Genomic DNA, 14824 nt, shown 5'->3' with positions numbered 1-14824 from the left:
GCAACGCCTTGCACATCGTTGACATGACCATGTTCTATGCGCCTGCCAGTGGCGGCGTTCGTACCTATATAGAAGCCAAACACCGGCGTTTGCAGCATTATCCCGGCATTCGCCATAGCGTCCTGGTGCCGGGCGCTGCGTATGGTGAGGCGGGCGGTGTCTATGAATTGCCCGCGCCATTGCTGCCATTCGGCAAGGGCTACCGTTTTCCGCTGCGCCGTGGTCCCTGGCGTAATTTGTTGCGCAGCCTGCACCCGGACCTGATCGAAGTCGGCGACCCCTACATGACGGCCTGGGCGGCGCTGGATGCGGGGCGTCGGCTGGATGTGCCGGTGATCGGTTTCTACCATTCCGACCTGCCGCTGCTGGCGAGCAACCGCGCCGGCGACTGGCTCGGTGAACGGCTCAATCACTACGTTGCCCATCTCTACGGGCGCTTCGACCGGGTGCTGGCACCGAGCAAAGTGATGGCGCGCAAGCTGAGCGGGCTGGGTGTGCGCAATGTCCATGTGCAACCGCTGGGTGTAGACCTGCAAGTGTTCCACCCGCGTTGGCGTGATGATCAGTTGCGCAGCTCGCTGGGGCTGGCGGATGACACCCGGTTGATGGTATTCGCCGGGCGTGGCTCGCGGGAGAAGAACCTCGATGTGTTGCTGGGCGTGGCCAGGACGCTGGGTAAGCCCTACCACCTGCTGCTGGTCGGCTCGCGCATGCCGCGCAAGGTGCCCGAGAATGTTTCGGTGATGGATGGCTTCCGCCCGGCGGCGGAGGTTGCACGCTTGATGGCCAGCAGTGATGTGCTGCTGCATGCCGGCAACCAGGAGACCTTCGGGCTGGTGGCGCTTGAGGCCATGGCATGCGGTATCCCGGTGGTGGCCGCGCGCGCCGGTGCGTTGCCGGAGATCGTGCCGGCCCATGTCGGCAATCTGTGCCGGCCTCTGGATGCACAGGACATGGCGCGTGCCGTGCGCGAACTGTTCGAGGCGGGTGCGCGTCGTATGGGCGGACAAGCCCGTCAGTACGTCGAGGCTCATCATGCCTGGGATGCGGTCATCGCTGGCCTGCTGGCCCACTACCAGGCGGTGACCGGATATGCCGAGTCGTCGGTGGTGGCCCATGGCTGAGCGCGGATTGATGCTGGTGCTGCACGACGTGGCCCCGGAAACCTGGCGGGACTACCGGCCGTTCGTCGAGCAAGTGGATGCCCACGGGCCTGTGCCGATGACCTGGCTGGTCGTGCCGGACTTCCACCGGCGCAACCCCCTGGCCAGTCATCCGGACTTCTGTCGGATGCTGGAGTCGCGTCTGGCCCTGGGCGACGAACTGGTCCTGCATGGCTTCTACCATGCCGACGACCAGCCGCCACCGCGCTCTCTGGGCGACTGGTTCATGCGACGCATCTATACCCACGAAGGTGAGTTCTACGGGCGTAGCGAAGCGTCGGCGCGTGAGCGCCTGGAGCGGGGCATGGCGCTGTTCCGGCAACTGGGCTGGCCCCTGCACGGCTTCGTGGCGCCCGCCTGGTTGATGAGTGAAGGCACCCGCAGTGCCCTGCGTGATACCGGTCTGGATTACAGCAGCGCTCCCGGTTGCCTGTACCGTCTGCCGGACTTCCAGCACCTGCCCGCGCCTGGGCTGGTCTGGAGTGCGCGCAGCGGCTGGCGTCGGGGGCTGTCGTGGGCCAATGCCGAATGGGCGCGTCACCGCCATGCCGAGGCACCGGGGCTGCGCCTCGGGCTGCATCCCGTGGACATGCGCCATGCATTTTCCCGCGATTACTGGCTGCGGACGCTGCGCGAGGAACTGGAGGGCGGGCGCCGGGCGATGACCAAGTTCGATTGGTTGCGCAGCCAGCGATGAGCCGCAGTGGCTGGGTATTGCTTTCGGCGCTGCTGGCGGCGGCCCTGATCCCGCTGTTGCTGGGAGGCGTCGGGTTGCTCGAACACCTGCGCTCCTTTCCTGTGGGCTGGCTGCTGGGCATGCTGGCGATGATCGTGCTGGGCTGGAGTCTGAATGCCCTGCGCCTGCGGTTGTTGCTGGGGCGCAAGACGCTTGGTCAGGGGCGCGCGACCGCCATCGTGATGGCCACGGAGTTCGCCATCTGCGCCACGCCGGGCGGTGCCGGTGGCCCGGTGACGCTGGCGGCGTTGCTGGCGCGGCATGGGGTGGCGCCCGCCCGAGGCGCGGCGACCTACGCGGTTGAGCAACTGAGCGACCTGCTGTTCTTTGCCTGCGCCATGATGGCTGTGCTGATCTATGGCCTCACCCATGCATTGACGCCGTACATGGATAACCTGCTGGAGAGCAGCCTGATCCTGATGGCGAGTGTGCTGGCGGGGCTCGTGCTGATGGTGCGCTTCCAGGCTGCCTTGTTGCGTGCCAGTAGCCGGTTGCTGGTGCGCCTGAAGGTCAAACGGCAGCGCAGGTGGCGCTGGGCCAGGATGTTCCTGCGTTTTCGCCAGGCCTTGCGCCGCAGCCTGGGTTTGCCTCGGCGGCTCTTGCTGAGCGTCTTTCTGCTGACGGCGATGCATGGGCTGTTGCGCTACAGCGTGCTCTACCTGACCCTGCTTGGCCTGGGCAAGGACATCGACTGGGCCTGGAGCTTCCTGGTGCAGATGCTGGCGCTCGGGGCGGGGCAATTGAGCCTGCTACCGGGTGGCGCGGGCAGTGCCGAACTGGCCTCGGCCGCGTTGCTGGCGCCGCTGGTGGGCAAATCAGGTAGCGCCGCAGCCATCCTGATCTGGCGCTTCGTGACCTACCATTTCTACCTTATCGCCGGGGCTCCGGTCTTTTTGCACCTGGCTGGAAGGCCAATGCTTGAGCGGCTCATGCGCTCGCGTGACCGCTCCTCGGAAAATGGAAACTCTTGAAAGCCATGGCCGGTCAACTTCAGGGCATGCATAAAACCACTGGAGGTTCACATGAGCAGCACGGGTGACAAGATCAAGGGCAAGGCCAACGAGGTCATCGGCAAGGTGAAGCAGAGCATTGGCGAGGCGACCGACAACGAACGGCTGAAGGGCGAAGGCTTGCAGCAGGAGCTCAAGGGCGAAGCGCAGCAGATCAAGGGCGATGCCAAGGATGCGCTGAAGAAGGGCGTGGACAAGGTCTGAAAGCGGTAGAGTGACCTCTCCGTCGGTCGACGGCGGAGAGGTCCGATCAAAGCGGGGCGCCTAGCGCTCCAGGTGCTGGATCTTGCCGGTGACGCCATCCCATTCGGCGGCATCGGGCAGCGAATCCTTCTTCTCGGTGATGTTCGGCCAGACTTCCGCCAGCTCGGCGTTCAACTCGATGTATTCCTGCATGCCATCCGGTATCTCATCCTCGGAGAAGATGGCCTGGGCCGGGCATTCCGGCTCGCACAATGCGCAATCGATGCACTCGTCCGGGTGGATCACCAGGAAGTTCGGGCCTTCGTAGAAGCAGTCCACCGGACAGACTTCCACACAATCGGTGTACTTGCACTTGACACAGTTGTCGGTGACGACGAAGGTCATTTCTAGCTATCTCCTCAGGCGTGTCGGTTGGCACGACAGTGGTATGGCGGCACCAGGCAATACCGCCCATCCAAAAAATGTGCGCGATTCTAGCAGTTTTTATATGCGGGCTGTTGACTTTCGAGCGGACTGCATTATTGCGTCGAATTCGCATCCATCACGCCAGCAGTCCCTCGAAAAATCCTGGCTCAGATACGTTGCTTCAGGCTGTACAGCAGCTCCAGCGCCTGTCGCGGCGTCATGCCGTCCGGGTCGGTGCGGTGCAGTTCTTCGATCACCGGGTGCGGCAGGCTGGCGAACAGATCGCTCTGCATTGGTGCAGGCGTCTGGCCGGGCGCCATTTTCGGCGATTCGTGGGCCAGGCTGTTGGTTTCCAGGCGCGACAGATGGTCGCGAGCACGGAGAATGACGTCTTCCGGCACGCCGGCCAACTGTGCCACCGCCAGGCCATAACTCTGGCTGGCTGGCCCCGGCAGGACATGGTGCAGGAAGACGATGCGCTCGTTGTGCTCGGTGGCCGACAGGTGCACGTTGCTGACCACCGGCTCGTTCTCCGGCAGCACCGTCAGTTCGAAGTAATGGGTGGCGAACAGCGTGAAGGCGCGCAGGTGGGCCAGTTGCTCGGCGGCTGCCCAGGCCAGCGACAGGCCGTCGAAGGTGCTGGTACCGCGCCCCACTTCGTCCATCAGCACCAGGCTGCTGTCCGTGGCGTTGTGCAGGATGTTGGCGGTTTCGCTCATTTCCACCATGAAGGTCGAGCGCCCGCCGGCCAGGTCGTCCGACGAACCGATGCGGGTGAAGATGCGGTCCACCAGTGACAGTTCGCAAGCGGCGGCGGGCACGAAACTGCCGATCTGCGCCAATAGCACGATCAGCGCGGTCTGGCGCATGTAGGTGGATTTACCGCCCATGTTCGGCCCGGTGATGATCAGCATCCGCGTGTCATCGTCCAGCTTCAGGTCGTTGGCGACGAATGGCGTCTCCAGCACCTGCTCGACCACCGGGTGACGGCCCTGCTCGATGCGCAGGCAGGGCTGTTCGGTGAAGCGCGGGCAATTCAGGTCGAGGTTGAGCGCCCGTTCGGCGAGGTTGCTCAGCACGTCCAGTTCCGCCAAGGCACCGGCCGACTCCTGCAACGGGGCGAGGTGTTCGATCAACTGCTCGATCAGTTCCTCGTAGAGTTGCTTCTCGCGTGCCAGGGCGCGGCTCTTGGCCGACAGAGCCTTGTCCTCGAACTCTTTCAGTTCTGGCGTGATGAAGCGTTCGGCGCCCTTGAGCGTCTGGCGTCGGATGTAGTCGGCGGGGGCCGACTCGGCCTGCTTGCTCGGCAGTTCGATGAAGTAGCCATGCACACGGTTGTAGCCGACCTTGAGGTTGGCCAGGCCGGTACGCGCCTTCTCCCGGATTTCCAGGTCCATCAGGTACTGGCCGGCGTTCTCGCTGAGGGATTGCAGCTCGTCGAGCTGGCTGTCGTAGCCAGTCTTGAGGACGCCACCGTCGCGGATCACTGCAGGTGGGTTGTCGATGATGGCGCGGGCCAGCAGGTCGGCCAGTTCCGGGTAGGTGCGGATGCTGACGGCCAGTTGTTCCAGGTGCGTCGCGTCCAGGTTTTGCATCGCCTGCTGCAACTGCGGCAGCGCAGCCAGGGCATCGCGCAGGCGCGCCAGGTCGCGTGGGCGGGCATTGCGCAGGCCGATCCGGGCGAGGATGCGCTCCAGGTCGCCGATGTCCTTCAGTTGCGGCTGGATGGACTCGAAACGGTAATGCTCAAGCAGGCAGGCGATGGAGCCCTGGCGCGCTTCCAGCACGGCGCGGTCGCGCAACGGACGGTGCAGCCAGCGGGTCAGCAGGCGGCTGCCCATGGCGGTCTGGCTGCGGTCGAGTACCGATTGCAGGGTGTTGTCGCGCCCGCCGGAGAGGTTGGTGTCCAGTTCCAGGTTGCGGCGGGTGGCGCCGTCGAGCACCACGGTTTCGTCCAGGCGTTCGTGGCGCAGGCGGCGCAGGTGGGGCAGCGCGGTGCGCTGGGTTTCCTTGGCATAGGCCAGCAGGCAGCCAGCGGCGCCGATGGCCAGGGTCAGGTTCTCGCAGCCGAAACCTTTGAGGTCCTGGGTGGCGAACTGCTGGCAGAGGCTCTTGTGCGCGGAGTCGCGGTCGAAGTCCCAGGGCGCGCGACGGCGCACGCCACGGCGTTTTTCCAGCGGCAGGCCCTGGGGCCAGTCATCGGGAATCAGCAGCTCGGCCGGGCTCAGGCGCTCCAGTTCGGCCAGCAGGTTTTCCCAGCCCTTGAGTTCCTGCACGCTGAAACGGCCGCTGGCGATGTCCAGCACCGACAGGCCGAACAGTTTCTCGTCACCGAGCACGGCGGCCAACAGGTTGTCGCGGCGTTCGTCGAGCAGGGCTTCGTCGCTCACCGTGCCGGGGGTAATGATGCGCACCACCTTGCGCTCCACCGGCCCCTTGCTGGTGGCGGGGTCGCCGATCTGTTCGCAGATCACCACCGATTCGCCAAGCTTGACCAGGCGCGCCAGGTAGCCCTCGGCGGCATGGAAGGGAATGCCGGCCATGGGGATGGCCTGGCCTGCCGACTGCCCGCGGGCGGTCAGGGTGATATCCAGCAGGGCCGCCGCGCGCTTGGCATCCTCGTAGAACAACTCGTAGAAGTCGCCCATGCGGTAGAACATCAACTGGTCCGGGTGCTGGCTCTTCAGCGCCCAGTATTGCTGCATCATCGGCGTATGGCCGGAGAAGTCTTTCTTGCTCATAAAATCAATCACTTACATGTGTTCTTGCCTGTTTCAGGCAGATTGGGCTTCCGGGGCCAGGCAGATGCGGTCGCGTCCTGCCTGCTTGGCCCGGTAGAGGGAAACGTCGGCGCGTTCGATCGCGTGCTCCAGGTCTTCCCGCGAGGCGACCAGCGTCAGGCCGAAGCTGAGCGTGATCTGGTTCGGGATGGCGGAGAAGTGCGTCGTCGACAGTTGTGACTGGATGCGTTGGGCGACATTCCGGGCGTGCTCGGTATCTGACTGGCTGAGCAGTATCAGGAACTCCTCGCCGCCGAAGCGAGCGACCAGGTCATTGCGGCGCACCTGGCCCGCCAGCACCTGGGCGACCTCTTGCAGCACCCGGTCGCCAGCGGCGTGGCCCCTGGTGTCGTTCACCTGTTTGAAATAGTCGATGTCGCAGGCCAGCAACGCCCAGGGTTTCTGACTCGCATCGCCCAGAGCGCTGTCTGCCGACTCGAAGAAGGCACGGCGGTTGAGCAGTTGTGTGAGCGGGTCGTGGTTGCGTTCATCGCGCAGTGCCTGCATGACGTCGCGCAGGGTGCAGGCGAGCAGGATGAACATGAACCAGATGCTGAAGAACAGGGTCCCGGCGAGTGTCAGTAGCCAGTAGCCGGAGCGCGTCAGCACCTCCACTTCATAGGTGGGGATCACGGTCATGATCAGCGCAGGGCGCAGCAGGGCATAGGCGACGCAGGCTATATAGGACCAGCGCACGATACGTTCCAGCGGGTCGCTCGGCAGTTTGCGGCGGAAGATGCTGCGTATCGGCAGCAGGTAGATCAGCGCCAATGCCAGGTTCAGGCAGATTGCCCGGGTCCAGAGCTGATCCTCGACCCGCGAGTAGTAGTAGAGCAGGACGATGGCCGTGGCACTGATGAGGCCGGCCAGCAGCCGCGAGACATCGCCGCCATGTCGCATCGCCATGCCCCGCGCCAGTGCCCAGCCGCCGCCCAGGTAGAAGACGGCGGCGAGGACCGACCATTCGGCCAGTTGTTCGTTGCTCATCAGCGATTGCATCGCCATGGCCAGCGATGGCAGCAGATAGCCGGCGGCCAGCCAGGGCAAAAAGCGCTGCTGACGCAGTACCCACCAGCAGGTGAGCAGCGCCAGGCCCAGCAGGAATATGCCGACAGGGACGATGAGGACGAAGTAATAGTCGGGGGGCGAGTTCACGGTGGTCGCAGTATGGATGTTTGGTATAGGCATCAAAATACAGGGTTCCGCCGGACTTGGGCACCGATTCGGGGCGATCCGGCTGCATGGCCCGTCTGGTGGAAATGATACTGTGCCGCTTCGCGGGCTGTGTGACAGGGTCGCGACAATGGATTCGCAGACGAGCAGAAAGCGAGGTGAATGGGGTGCTGGACGAACTGGCGAGCGAACTGGGAAACCTTTTACACCAACAGGGATTGCAGGTGACGACCGCCGAGTCCTGTACCGGTGGCGGGATTGCCGAGGCGATCACTCGGATTGCGGGCAGCTCCGCCTGGTTCGAGGCCGGTTATGTCACCTATTCCAATGCCCAGAAGACCCGGCAACTGGGGGTGCCTGCCGGTCTGTTCGAACAGGTAGGCGCGGTCAGTGGCGAGGTGGTCAAGGCCATGGCCATGGGCGCGCAGGCGGCCAGCGGCGCGTATTTCGCTGTCGCGGTCAGCGGTATCGCCGGGCCGGGTGGCGGTACGGAAGAGAAGCCGGTGGGTACCGTCTGGCTGGCCTGGGCAGCGGGCGAACGGGTGTTCTGCGAGCGGCACCTGTTCCCAGGCGACCGTCAGGCTGTCCGGTTGGCGACGGTGCGCGTGGCGCTTCAGGGACTGATCGGGCTGGCGCGAGGAGAAAAAGCGACGCAGGGCTAGGCGTGACATTTTGGCTATGTTCTAATACTGTCTACTTATACAGTTGTTGTGGCCTGTCAGCCCGTTGAGAAGCGTAGGCAGTGGCAACGCGGGTCGTTTTACGATGGCCTGCTCTGGCCCTCTTGATCAAGTGAGGATTGCAATGGACGAGAACAAGAAGCGCGCCTTGGCTGCTGCCCTGGGCCAGATCGAGAAACAGTTCGGCAAAGGTGCGGTGATGCGCATGGGCGACCATGATCGCCAGGCTATTCCGGCCATTTCCACAGGCTCGCTGGGGCTGGACATCGCCCTGGGTATCGGTGGCCTGCCCAAGGGTCGTATCGTCGAGATCTATGGCCCGGAGTCGTCGGGCAAGACCACGCTGACCCTGTCCGTCATCGCTGAAGCCCAGAAGCAGGGTGCCACTTGTGCCTTCGTCGACGCCGAGCACGCGCTGGATCCGGACTATGCCGGCAAGCTGGGCGTCAATGTCGACGACCTGCTGGTTTCCCAGCCGGATACCGGTGAGCAGGCGCTGGAAATCACCGACATGCTGGTGCGTTCGAACGCCGTCGACGTGATCATCGTCGACTCCGTGGCTGCGCTGGTGCCCAAGGCCGAGATCGAAGGCGAGATGGGCGATGCCCACGTCGGCCTGCAGGCTCGCCTGATGTCCCAGGCGCTGCGCAAGATCACCGGCAACATCAAGAATGCCAACTGCCTGGTGATCTTCATCAACCAGATCCGTATGAAGATCGGTGTGATGTTCGGCAGCCCGGAAACCACTACCGGTGGTAACGCGCTGAAGTTCTACGCCTCGGTACGCCTGGACATCCGCCGTACCGGCGCAGTGAAGGAGGGTGACGAGGTCGTCGGCAGCGAAACGCGAGTCAAGGTCGTCAAGAACAAGGTGGCACCGCCTTTCCGCCAGGCCGAGTTCCAGATTCTCTATGGCAAGGGCATCTACCGCAGCGGCGAAGTCATCGACCTCGGTGTACAGCAAGGGCTGATCGAGAAGTCCGGCGCCTGGTACAGCTACCAGGGCAGCAAGATTGGTCAGGGCAAGGCCAATGCCGCCAAGTACCTGGAAGACAACCCGGATGTGGGCAGTGCCGTCGAGCAGTTGATTCGCGATAAGTTGCTGGTCGCTTCCGCGAACACCAGCAAAGGCAATGCATCCGTGGATGACGCGCTCGACAGCGATGCCTGACTCGCGCACCAGCGGCCTCGACAACCTGGTTGCAGTACGTCGGGTCGCCATGGATCTATTGGCCAGGCGTGAGCATGGCCGGGTTGAGCTGGTGCGTAAACTGCGCCAGCGTGGAGCTGATGACGATCTGATCGAGCAGGCGCTCGATCGTCTGGCCGAGGAGGGGCTGCTGAGCGAGAGCCGCTACCTGGAAAGCTTCATTCGCAGCAGGGCCATTGCAGGCTATGGCCCTTTGCGTATTCGCGAAGAACTGGCCCAGCGTGGCCTGCCCCGCGCCGACATCGAGGTCGCGCTCTCCTGCAGCGGTTTCGACTGGGCGGAGCGGTTGCGGCAGGTCTGGGAGCGCAAATTCTCCGGATTGCCTGGGGATGCCCGGGAAAGAGCCAAACAAGGACGCTTCCTGGCCTACAGAGGGTATCCGCAGGACATGATCGGGCGCCTGCTGTCAGGGCGTTGAACCAGGCTTGGGCGACAATCTCATGCAGTGTGGCTGGACGTCGGGCGGGAAATCGCCGGGCAGATGGCCGCGACTGCCTCTCCATGCCGACCGAGCTTGCGGCTTGCCCTTGAACCTATACCGAATGCCCCCATATAGCGTGCAGGTGCGGGATGTCGCCCGCTGATGCATTGTATGGAGAACGGTATGGCAGACGAGCAGAACCTGGATAACCAGACCCCTGACCTCAATGAAGAGACGGCGGCCGAAGTGAACGGTGATCTTGCCGGGCGCGTGCAGGAGCTCGAAGAGCAGTTGGCGGCAGCCCAGGATCAATCGTTGCGTGTCGCTGCAGAACTGCAGAATATCCGCCGCCGTGCCGAGCAGGATGTCGAGAAGGCTCACAAGTTCGCGCTGGAGAAATTCGCCGGCGACCTGCTGCCAGTCCTCGACAGCCTGGAGCGCGGCCTCGAACTGTCCAGTCCCGACGACGAAAGCATCCGTGCTGTCCGCGAAGGCCTGGAACTGACGCTCAAGTTGTTCCAGGACACCGTCTCGCGTCACCAACTGCTGCCCCTCGATCCGCAGGGCGAGCCCTTCAACCCCGAGCACCACCAGGCCATGGCGATGGAGGAAAGCACCCACGCCGAGCCGAACAGCGTGCTCAAGGTGTTCCAGAAGGGTTACCTGCTCAATGGTCGCCTGCTGCGCCCGGCGATGGTCGTGGTCAGCCGTGCGCCGGCGCAAACACCACCTTCGATCGACGAACAGGCTTGAAATCCATCGGGGCATCCCCATCTTCAGGTCAAGCGTTTTAGTGTTACCGCAGCCGGTAAACGGGCGCGGAAATTCAGGAATTCGGGAGAGAAATAAATGGGCAAAATCATCGGTATCGACCTGGGGACCACCAACTCCTGCGTCTCCATTCTGGAAGGCGGCAACGCCAAGGTCATCGAGAACGCCGAAGGCGGACGTACCACGCCTTCGATCATCGCCTACGCCAACGATGGCGAGATTCTGGTTGGCCAGTCGGCCAAGCGCCAGGCGGTGACCAACCCTCACAACACGCTGTACGCGGTCAAGCGCCTGATCGGTCGTCGTTTCGACGAAGACGTGGTGCAGAAAGACATCAGCCTGGTGCCCTACAAGATCGCCAAGGCCGACAACGGTGATGCCTGGGTCGAAGTGAACGGCCAGAAAATGGCACCGCCGCAGATTTCCGCGGAAATCCTCAAGAAGATGAAGAAGACCGCCGAAGATTACCTCGGCGAGCCGGTCACCGAAGCGGTCATCACCGTTCCGGCCTACTTCAACGACAGCCAGCGTCAGGCTACCAAGGACGCAGGCCGCATCGCCGGTCTGGACGTCAAGCGCATCATCAACGAACCGACCGCTGCAGCGCTGGCCTATGGCATGGACAAGGCTCGTGGCGACCACACCGTGATCGTCTATGACCTGGGTGGTGGTACCTTCGACGTCTCGGTGATCGAGATCGCCGAAGTCGATGGCGAGCACCAGTTCGAAGTGCTGGCCACCAACGGCGATACCTTCCTCGGTGGTGAGGACTTCGATATTCGCCTGATCGACTACCTCGTCGACGAGTTCAAGAAAGAAAGCGGCATCAACCTCAAGGGTGATCCGCTGGCCATGCAGCGCCTGAAGGAAGCGGCCGAAAAGGCCAAGATCGAGCTGTCCTCCAGCCAGCAGACCGACGTCAACCTGCCGTACATCACGGCCGATGCCAGTGGTCCTAAGCACCTGAACGTGAAGATTTCCCGCGCCAAGCTGGAATCGCTGGTCGAAGACCTGGTCGCCCGTACCATCGAGCCTTGCCGTACCGCGCTGAAGGATGCCGGTATCGACGTCGGCTCCATTGATGACGTGATCCTGGTCGGTGGCCAGACCCGCATGCCGCTGGTACAGCAGAAGGTCGCCGAGTTCTTCGGCAAGGAAGCGCGCAAGGACGTCAACCCGGACGAAGCCGTGGCCATGGGTGCTGCCATCCAGGGCGCGGTACTGGCGGGTGACGTCAAGGACGTACTGCTGCTGGACGTTTCCCCGCTGACCCTGGGTATCGAAACCATGGGTGGCGTGATGACCGCGCTGATCGAGAAGAACACCACCATCCCGACCAAGAAGTCCCAGGTGTTCTCGACCGCCGACGACAACCAGTCCGCCGTGACCATCCATGTCCTGCAGGGTGAGCGCAAGCAAGCCGCGCAGAACAAGTCGCTGGGCCGCTTCGACCTGGCCGAGATTCCGCCGGCGCCGCGTGGCGTACCGCAGATCGAAGTGACCTTCGACATCGACGCCAACGGTATCCTGCACGTGTCCGCCAAGGACAAGGCCACTGGCAAGCAGCAGTCCATCGTGATCAAGGCCAACTCCGGCCTGTCCGAGGAAGAAATCGAGCAAATGGTGCGTGATGCCGAGGCCAACGCCGAGGAAGACCGCAAGTTCGAAGAGCTGGCCGGTGCCCGCAACCAGGGCGACCAACTGGTGCACGCCACGCGCAAGATGCTGGTTGAGGCGGGCGACAAGGCTTCCGAGGAAGAGAAAACCGCGATCGAGAAAGCCATCGGCGAACTCGAAGCAGCGGTCCGCGGTGACGACAAGGCCGAGATCGATGCCAAGGTCGCAGCCGTTTCCCAGGCCTCTTCCTCGCTGGCGCAGAAACTCTATGCCGAGCAGGAGCAGGCCACCGAGGCCAAGCCAGCCGCTGACGACGTCAAGGGTGGCGATGACGTGGTCGATGCGGAGTTCGAGGAAGTCAAGGACAACAAGTAAGCCGAGGCTTGCCTGTGTTGTTCCGGCCCCGGTGCATGCACCAGGGCCACATCCGCCACGCGGGAGCTTGCTCCCGCGTTGGCGTGTCTGGGGAGGAGAGGTTTCAAAGGTGTTGAAGACTTATGGCAAAGCGTGACTATTACGAGGTGCTCGGCGTCGAGCGCGGTGCCAGCGAGGCGGAGCTGAAGAAGGCCTACCGGCGTCTGGCGATGAAATTCCACCCGGATCGCAACCCGGATGACAAAGATGCGGAAGAGAAATTCAAGGAAGCCAACGAAGCCTACGAAGTGCTCTCCGATGCGAGCAAGCGCGCCGCCTATGACCAGTATGGCCATGCCGGTGTCGATCCGCAGATGGGCGGTGGCGGTGGCCACGGCGGCGCCAATTTCTCCGATATCTTCGGCGATGTATTCAGTGATTTCTTCGGCGGCCAGCGCGGCGGCCAACGTGGCGGACCGCAGCGCGGCAGCGACCTGCGCTACACACTCGAACTGAACCTGGAAGAGGCCGTACGCGGCACCACGGTCACCATTCGTGTGCCCACGCTGGTCAACTGCAAGACCTGCGATGGCTCCGGCGCCAAGAAAGGCACCAGTCCGGTCACCTGTACCACCTGTAACGGCATTGGCCAGGTGCGCATGCAGCAGGGCTTCTTCTCGGTGCAGCAGACCTGCCCGCGTTGCCATGGCACCGGCAAGATGATCACCGACCCCTGTGGCAGCTGCCACGGTCATGGCCGCGTGGAAGAGCAGAAAACCCTGTCGGTCAAGGTGCCGGCAGGTGTTGATACCGGTGACCGCATCCGCCTGTCGGGGGAAGGCGAGGCTGGCTCCCTGGGTGGGCCTGCCGGCGATCTGTATGTGGTGGTCAGTGTGCGCGAGCATGCGATCTTCCAGCGCGACGGCAAGCACCTGTACTGCGATGTACCGATCAGCTTTGCCGATGCTGCCCTGGGGGGCGAACTGGAAGTGCCGACCCTGGATGGCCGGGTCAAGCTGAAGATTCCGGAAGGCACCCAGACCGGCAAGCTGTTCCGCCTGCGTGGCAAGGGTGTCGCGCCGGTGCGTGGCGGTGGCGCTGGCGACCTGATGTGCCGTGTCGCGGTGGAGACGCCGGTCAATCTGAACAAGCGTCAGCGTGAGCTGCTCGAAGAGTTCCGCAAGACCCTCGACGGCGACGACTCCCACTCACCCAAGGCCAGTGGTTGGTTCGAGGGTGTGAAGCGCTTCTTCGGCGACGTATGACAATTGCTGCAAGCTGCAAGAGGGTTTGCAGCTTGAGGCTTGCAGCTTGGAGCTGACTCTATGCAACGAATAGCAGTGACCGGTGCCGCCGGGCGCATGGGCCGGATTCTGATCGAGGCCGTGCGGCAGGCCGATGGTGCGCAACTGAGCGCCGCCATCGACCGTCCAGACAGTAGCCTGATCGGTGCCGATGCCGGTGAGATCGCAGGGCTTGGCAAGGTGGAAGTGGCACTGGTCGGTGATCTTGGCGCGGTAGCCGCCGATTTCGACGTGTTGATCGACTTTACCCATCCCAGCGTGACCCTGAAGAACCTTGAAATCTGCCGGCAGGCAGGCAAGGCCATGGTCATTGGCACCACGGGTTTCAGTGTCGAGGAAAAACAACGGTTGGCCGAGGCGGCGAAAGAGATTCCCATCGTCTTCGCCGCCAATTTCAGCGTGGGGGTCAACCTCTGCCTGAAGCTGCTGGACACCGCTGCACGGGTGCTGGGTGACGAGGTGGATATCGAGATCATCGAAGCCCACCACCGGCACAAGGTCGATGCGCCTTCCGGTACCGCGCTGCGCATGGGCGAGGTGGTGGCCAATGCCCTCGGTCGCGACCTGCAGAAAGTCGCGGTCTACGGTCGCGAAGGCCAGACCGGCGCCCGTGAGCGCGAGACTATCGGTTTCGCCACCGTGCGGGCGGGTGATGTGGTCGGTGACCATACCGTGTTGTTCGCCGCGGATGGCGAACGTGTCGAGATCACCCACAAGGCCTCCAGCCGCATGACCTTCGCCAAGGGCGCCGTACGCGCCGCACTCTGGCTCCAGGGCCGTCCTGCCGGGCTGTACGACATGCAGGACGTGTTGGGGCTGTGAAGCCATTCGGCGTCTGACACCTGCAACTGCAATAAAAGCTCGACGGAGTGAACGCTCCGTCGAGCACACTGATCGTCTCCAGTCTCCAGTCTCCAGTCTCCAGTCTCCAGCCTCCAGCCTCCAGCTCATTGCCCTGACTGTTGATAATTGTCATAGGGCATCCGTGCCTTCTTC

Annotated in this window: 14 protein-coding genes; 11 read left to right on the top strand and 3 right to left on the bottom strand. The window is 63.3% G+C overall.

Annotation, left to right across the window (positions count from 1 at the left end; all coding sequences use genetic code 11):
• Window positions 1–8 precede the first annotated feature (8 nt).
• The 4 genes from HW090_RS04860 to HW090_RS04845 are packed head-to-tail and all read left to right on the top strand — an operon-like array spanning window position 9 to window position 3113.
• Entirely contained in the window at window positions 9–1124 is a 1116-nt protein-coding gene (locus HW090_RS04860; RefSeq protein WP_179114836.1) for a glycosyltransferase family 1 protein, read from the top strand.
• Window positions 1117–1860, top strand: a complete 744-nt coding sequence (locus tag HW090_RS04855; protein ID WP_179112409.1) for a DUF2334 domain-containing protein — start codon at window positions 1117–1119, stop codon at window positions 1858–1860. Before HW090_RS04860 ends, HW090_RS04855 begins: the two co-directional genes overlap by 8 nt.
• Complete coding sequence (locus HW090_RS04850) at window positions 1857–2870, top strand: lysylphosphatidylglycerol synthase transmembrane domain-containing protein (RefSeq protein WP_179112408.1); 1014 nt, start codon at window positions 1857–1859, stop codon at window positions 2868–2870. Before HW090_RS04855 ends, HW090_RS04850 begins: the two co-directional genes overlap by 4 nt.
• 51 nt (window positions 2871–2921) lie before the next feature.
• Window positions 2922–3113 carry a CsbD family protein gene (locus tag HW090_RS04845; protein ID WP_179112407.1) on the top strand — a complete coding sequence of 64 codons (192 nt, stop codon included), beginning with the start codon at window positions 2922–2924 and terminating at the stop codon, window positions 3111–3113.
• A 60-nt stretch (window positions 3114–3173) separates the two neighbouring features.
• Here HW090_RS04845 and fdxA read toward each other — a convergent pair whose 3' ends face one another.
• From fdxA to HW090_RS04830, 3 genes are all read right to left on the bottom strand, one after another.
• Window positions 3174–3497 carry a ferredoxin FdxA gene (gene fdxA / locus HW090_RS04840; RefSeq protein WP_179112406.1) on the bottom strand — a complete coding sequence of 108 codons (324 nt, stop codon included), beginning with the start codon at window positions 3495–3497 and terminating at the stop codon, window positions 3174–3176.
• Between the two features lie 188 nt (window positions 3498–3685).
• Window positions 3686–6259, bottom strand: coding sequence for a DNA mismatch repair protein MutS (gene mutS, locus HW090_RS04835; protein WP_179112405.1), 2574 nt, complete (start codon window positions 6257–6259; stop codon window positions 3686–3688).
• A 33-nt stretch (window positions 6260–6292) separates the two neighbouring features.
• The gene (locus tag HW090_RS04830; protein ID WP_179112404.1) at window positions 6293–7453 is read right to left on the bottom strand and encodes a GGDEF domain-containing protein; all 1161 of its coding nucleotides are present in this window, start codon (window positions 7451–7453) and stop codon (window positions 6293–6295) included.
• A gap of 107 nt (window positions 7454–7560) precedes the next feature.
• Between HW090_RS04830 and HW090_RS04825 the strand changes: the two genes are divergently transcribed.
• The 7 genes from HW090_RS04825 to dapB all read left to right on the top strand — a co-directional run bounded on the left by HW090_RS04825 (window position 7561) and on the right by dapB (window position 14650).
• Window positions 7561–8133, top strand: a complete 573-nt coding sequence (locus HW090_RS04825; protein ID WP_373416381.1) for a CinA family protein — start codon at window positions 7561–7563, stop codon at window positions 8131–8133.
• A gap of 142 nt (window positions 8134–8275) precedes the next feature.
• On the top strand, window positions 8276–9322 hold the full coding sequence (recA, locus tag HW090_RS04820) for a recombinase RecA (protein ID WP_179112403.1): 1047 nt from the start codon (window positions 8276–8278) through the stop codon (window positions 9320–9322).
• A complete protein-coding gene (gene recX / locus HW090_RS04815; protein ID WP_179114834.1) occupies window positions 9315–9779 on the top strand; it encodes a recombination regulator RecX in 465 nt (154 codons plus the stop codon). Before recA ends, recX begins: the two co-directional genes overlap by 8 nt.
• 186 nt (window positions 9780–9965) lie before the next feature.
• Window positions 9966–10535 carry a nucleotide exchange factor GrpE gene (grpE, locus tag HW090_RS04810; RefSeq protein ID WP_179112402.1) on the top strand — a complete coding sequence of 190 codons (570 nt, stop codon included), beginning with the start codon at window positions 9966–9968 and terminating at the stop codon, window positions 10533–10535.
• Window positions 10536–10631: 96 nt separating this feature from the next.
• Window positions 10632–12545, top strand: coding sequence for a molecular chaperone DnaK (gene dnaK, locus HW090_RS04805; RefSeq protein WP_179112401.1), 1914 nt, complete (start codon window positions 10632–10634; stop codon window positions 12543–12545).
• Between the two features lie 122 nt (window positions 12546–12667).
• The gene (gene dnaJ / locus HW090_RS04800) at window positions 12668–13789 is read left to right on the top strand and encodes a molecular chaperone DnaJ (RefSeq protein ID WP_179112400.1); all 1122 of its coding nucleotides are present in this window, start codon (window positions 12668–12670) and stop codon (window positions 13787–13789) included.
• A gap of 60 nt (window positions 13790–13849) precedes the next feature.
• Window positions 13850–14650 (top strand): 4-hydroxy-tetrahydrodipicolinate reductase, encoded by an 801-nt coding sequence (dapB, locus tag HW090_RS04795; protein ID WP_179112399.1) that lies wholly within the window; start codon window positions 13850–13852, stop codon window positions 14648–14650.
• The last annotated feature ends 174 nt before the right edge of the window (window positions 14651–14824 follow it).

It is taken from the genome of Pseudomonas sp. ABC1, from assembly GCF_013395055.1.
Lineage (GTDB): Bacteria > Pseudomonadota > Gammaproteobacteria > Pseudomonadales > Pseudomonadaceae > Stutzerimonas.
Note: the sequence above shows the minus strand (reverse complement) of the source record. Positions and strands in the feature narration are given on the sequence as shown.

Excerpts from the sequence above, each read along its gene's own strand:
- recX (WP_179114834.1), top strand. The coding sequence starts at position 9,315 with ATGCCTGACTCGCGCACCAGCGGCCTCGACAACCTGGTTGCAGTACGT.
- mutS (WP_179112405.1), bottom strand. The coding sequence starts at position 6,259 with ATGAGCAAGAAAGACTTCTCCGGCCATACGCCGATGATGCAGCAATAC.
- dnaK (WP_179112401.1), top strand. The coding sequence starts at position 10,632 with ATGGGCAAAATCATCGGTATCGACCTGGGGACCACCAACTCCTGCGTC.
- fdxA (WP_179112406.1), bottom strand. The coding sequence starts at position 3,497 with ATGACCTTCGTCGTCACCGACAACTGTGTCAAGTGCAAGTACACCGAT.
- HW090_RS04850 (WP_179112408.1), top strand. The coding sequence starts at position 1,857 with ATGAGCCGCAGTGGCTGGGTATTGCTTTCGGCGCTGCTGGCGGCGGCC.
- dnaJ (WP_179112400.1), top strand. The coding sequence starts at position 12,668 with ATGGCAAAGCGTGACTATTACGAGGTGCTCGGCGTCGAGCGCGGTGCC.
- grpE (WP_179112402.1), top strand. The coding sequence starts at position 9,966 with ATGGCAGACGAGCAGAACCTGGATAACCAGACCCCTGACCTCAATGAA.
- dapB (WP_179112399.1), top strand. The coding sequence starts at position 13,850 with ATGCAACGAATAGCAGTGACCGGTGCCGCCGGGCGCATGGGCCGGATT.
- HW090_RS04845 (WP_179112407.1), top strand. The coding sequence starts at position 2,922 with ATGAGCAGCACGGGTGACAAGATCAAGGGCAAGGCCAACGAGGTCATC.
- HW090_RS04855 (WP_179112409.1), top strand. The coding sequence starts at position 1,117 with ATGGCTGAGCGCGGATTGATGCTGGTGCTGCACGACGTGGCCCCGGAA.
- recA (WP_179112403.1), top strand. The coding sequence starts at position 8,276 with ATGGACGAGAACAAGAAGCGCGCCTTGGCTGCTGCCCTGGGCCAGATC.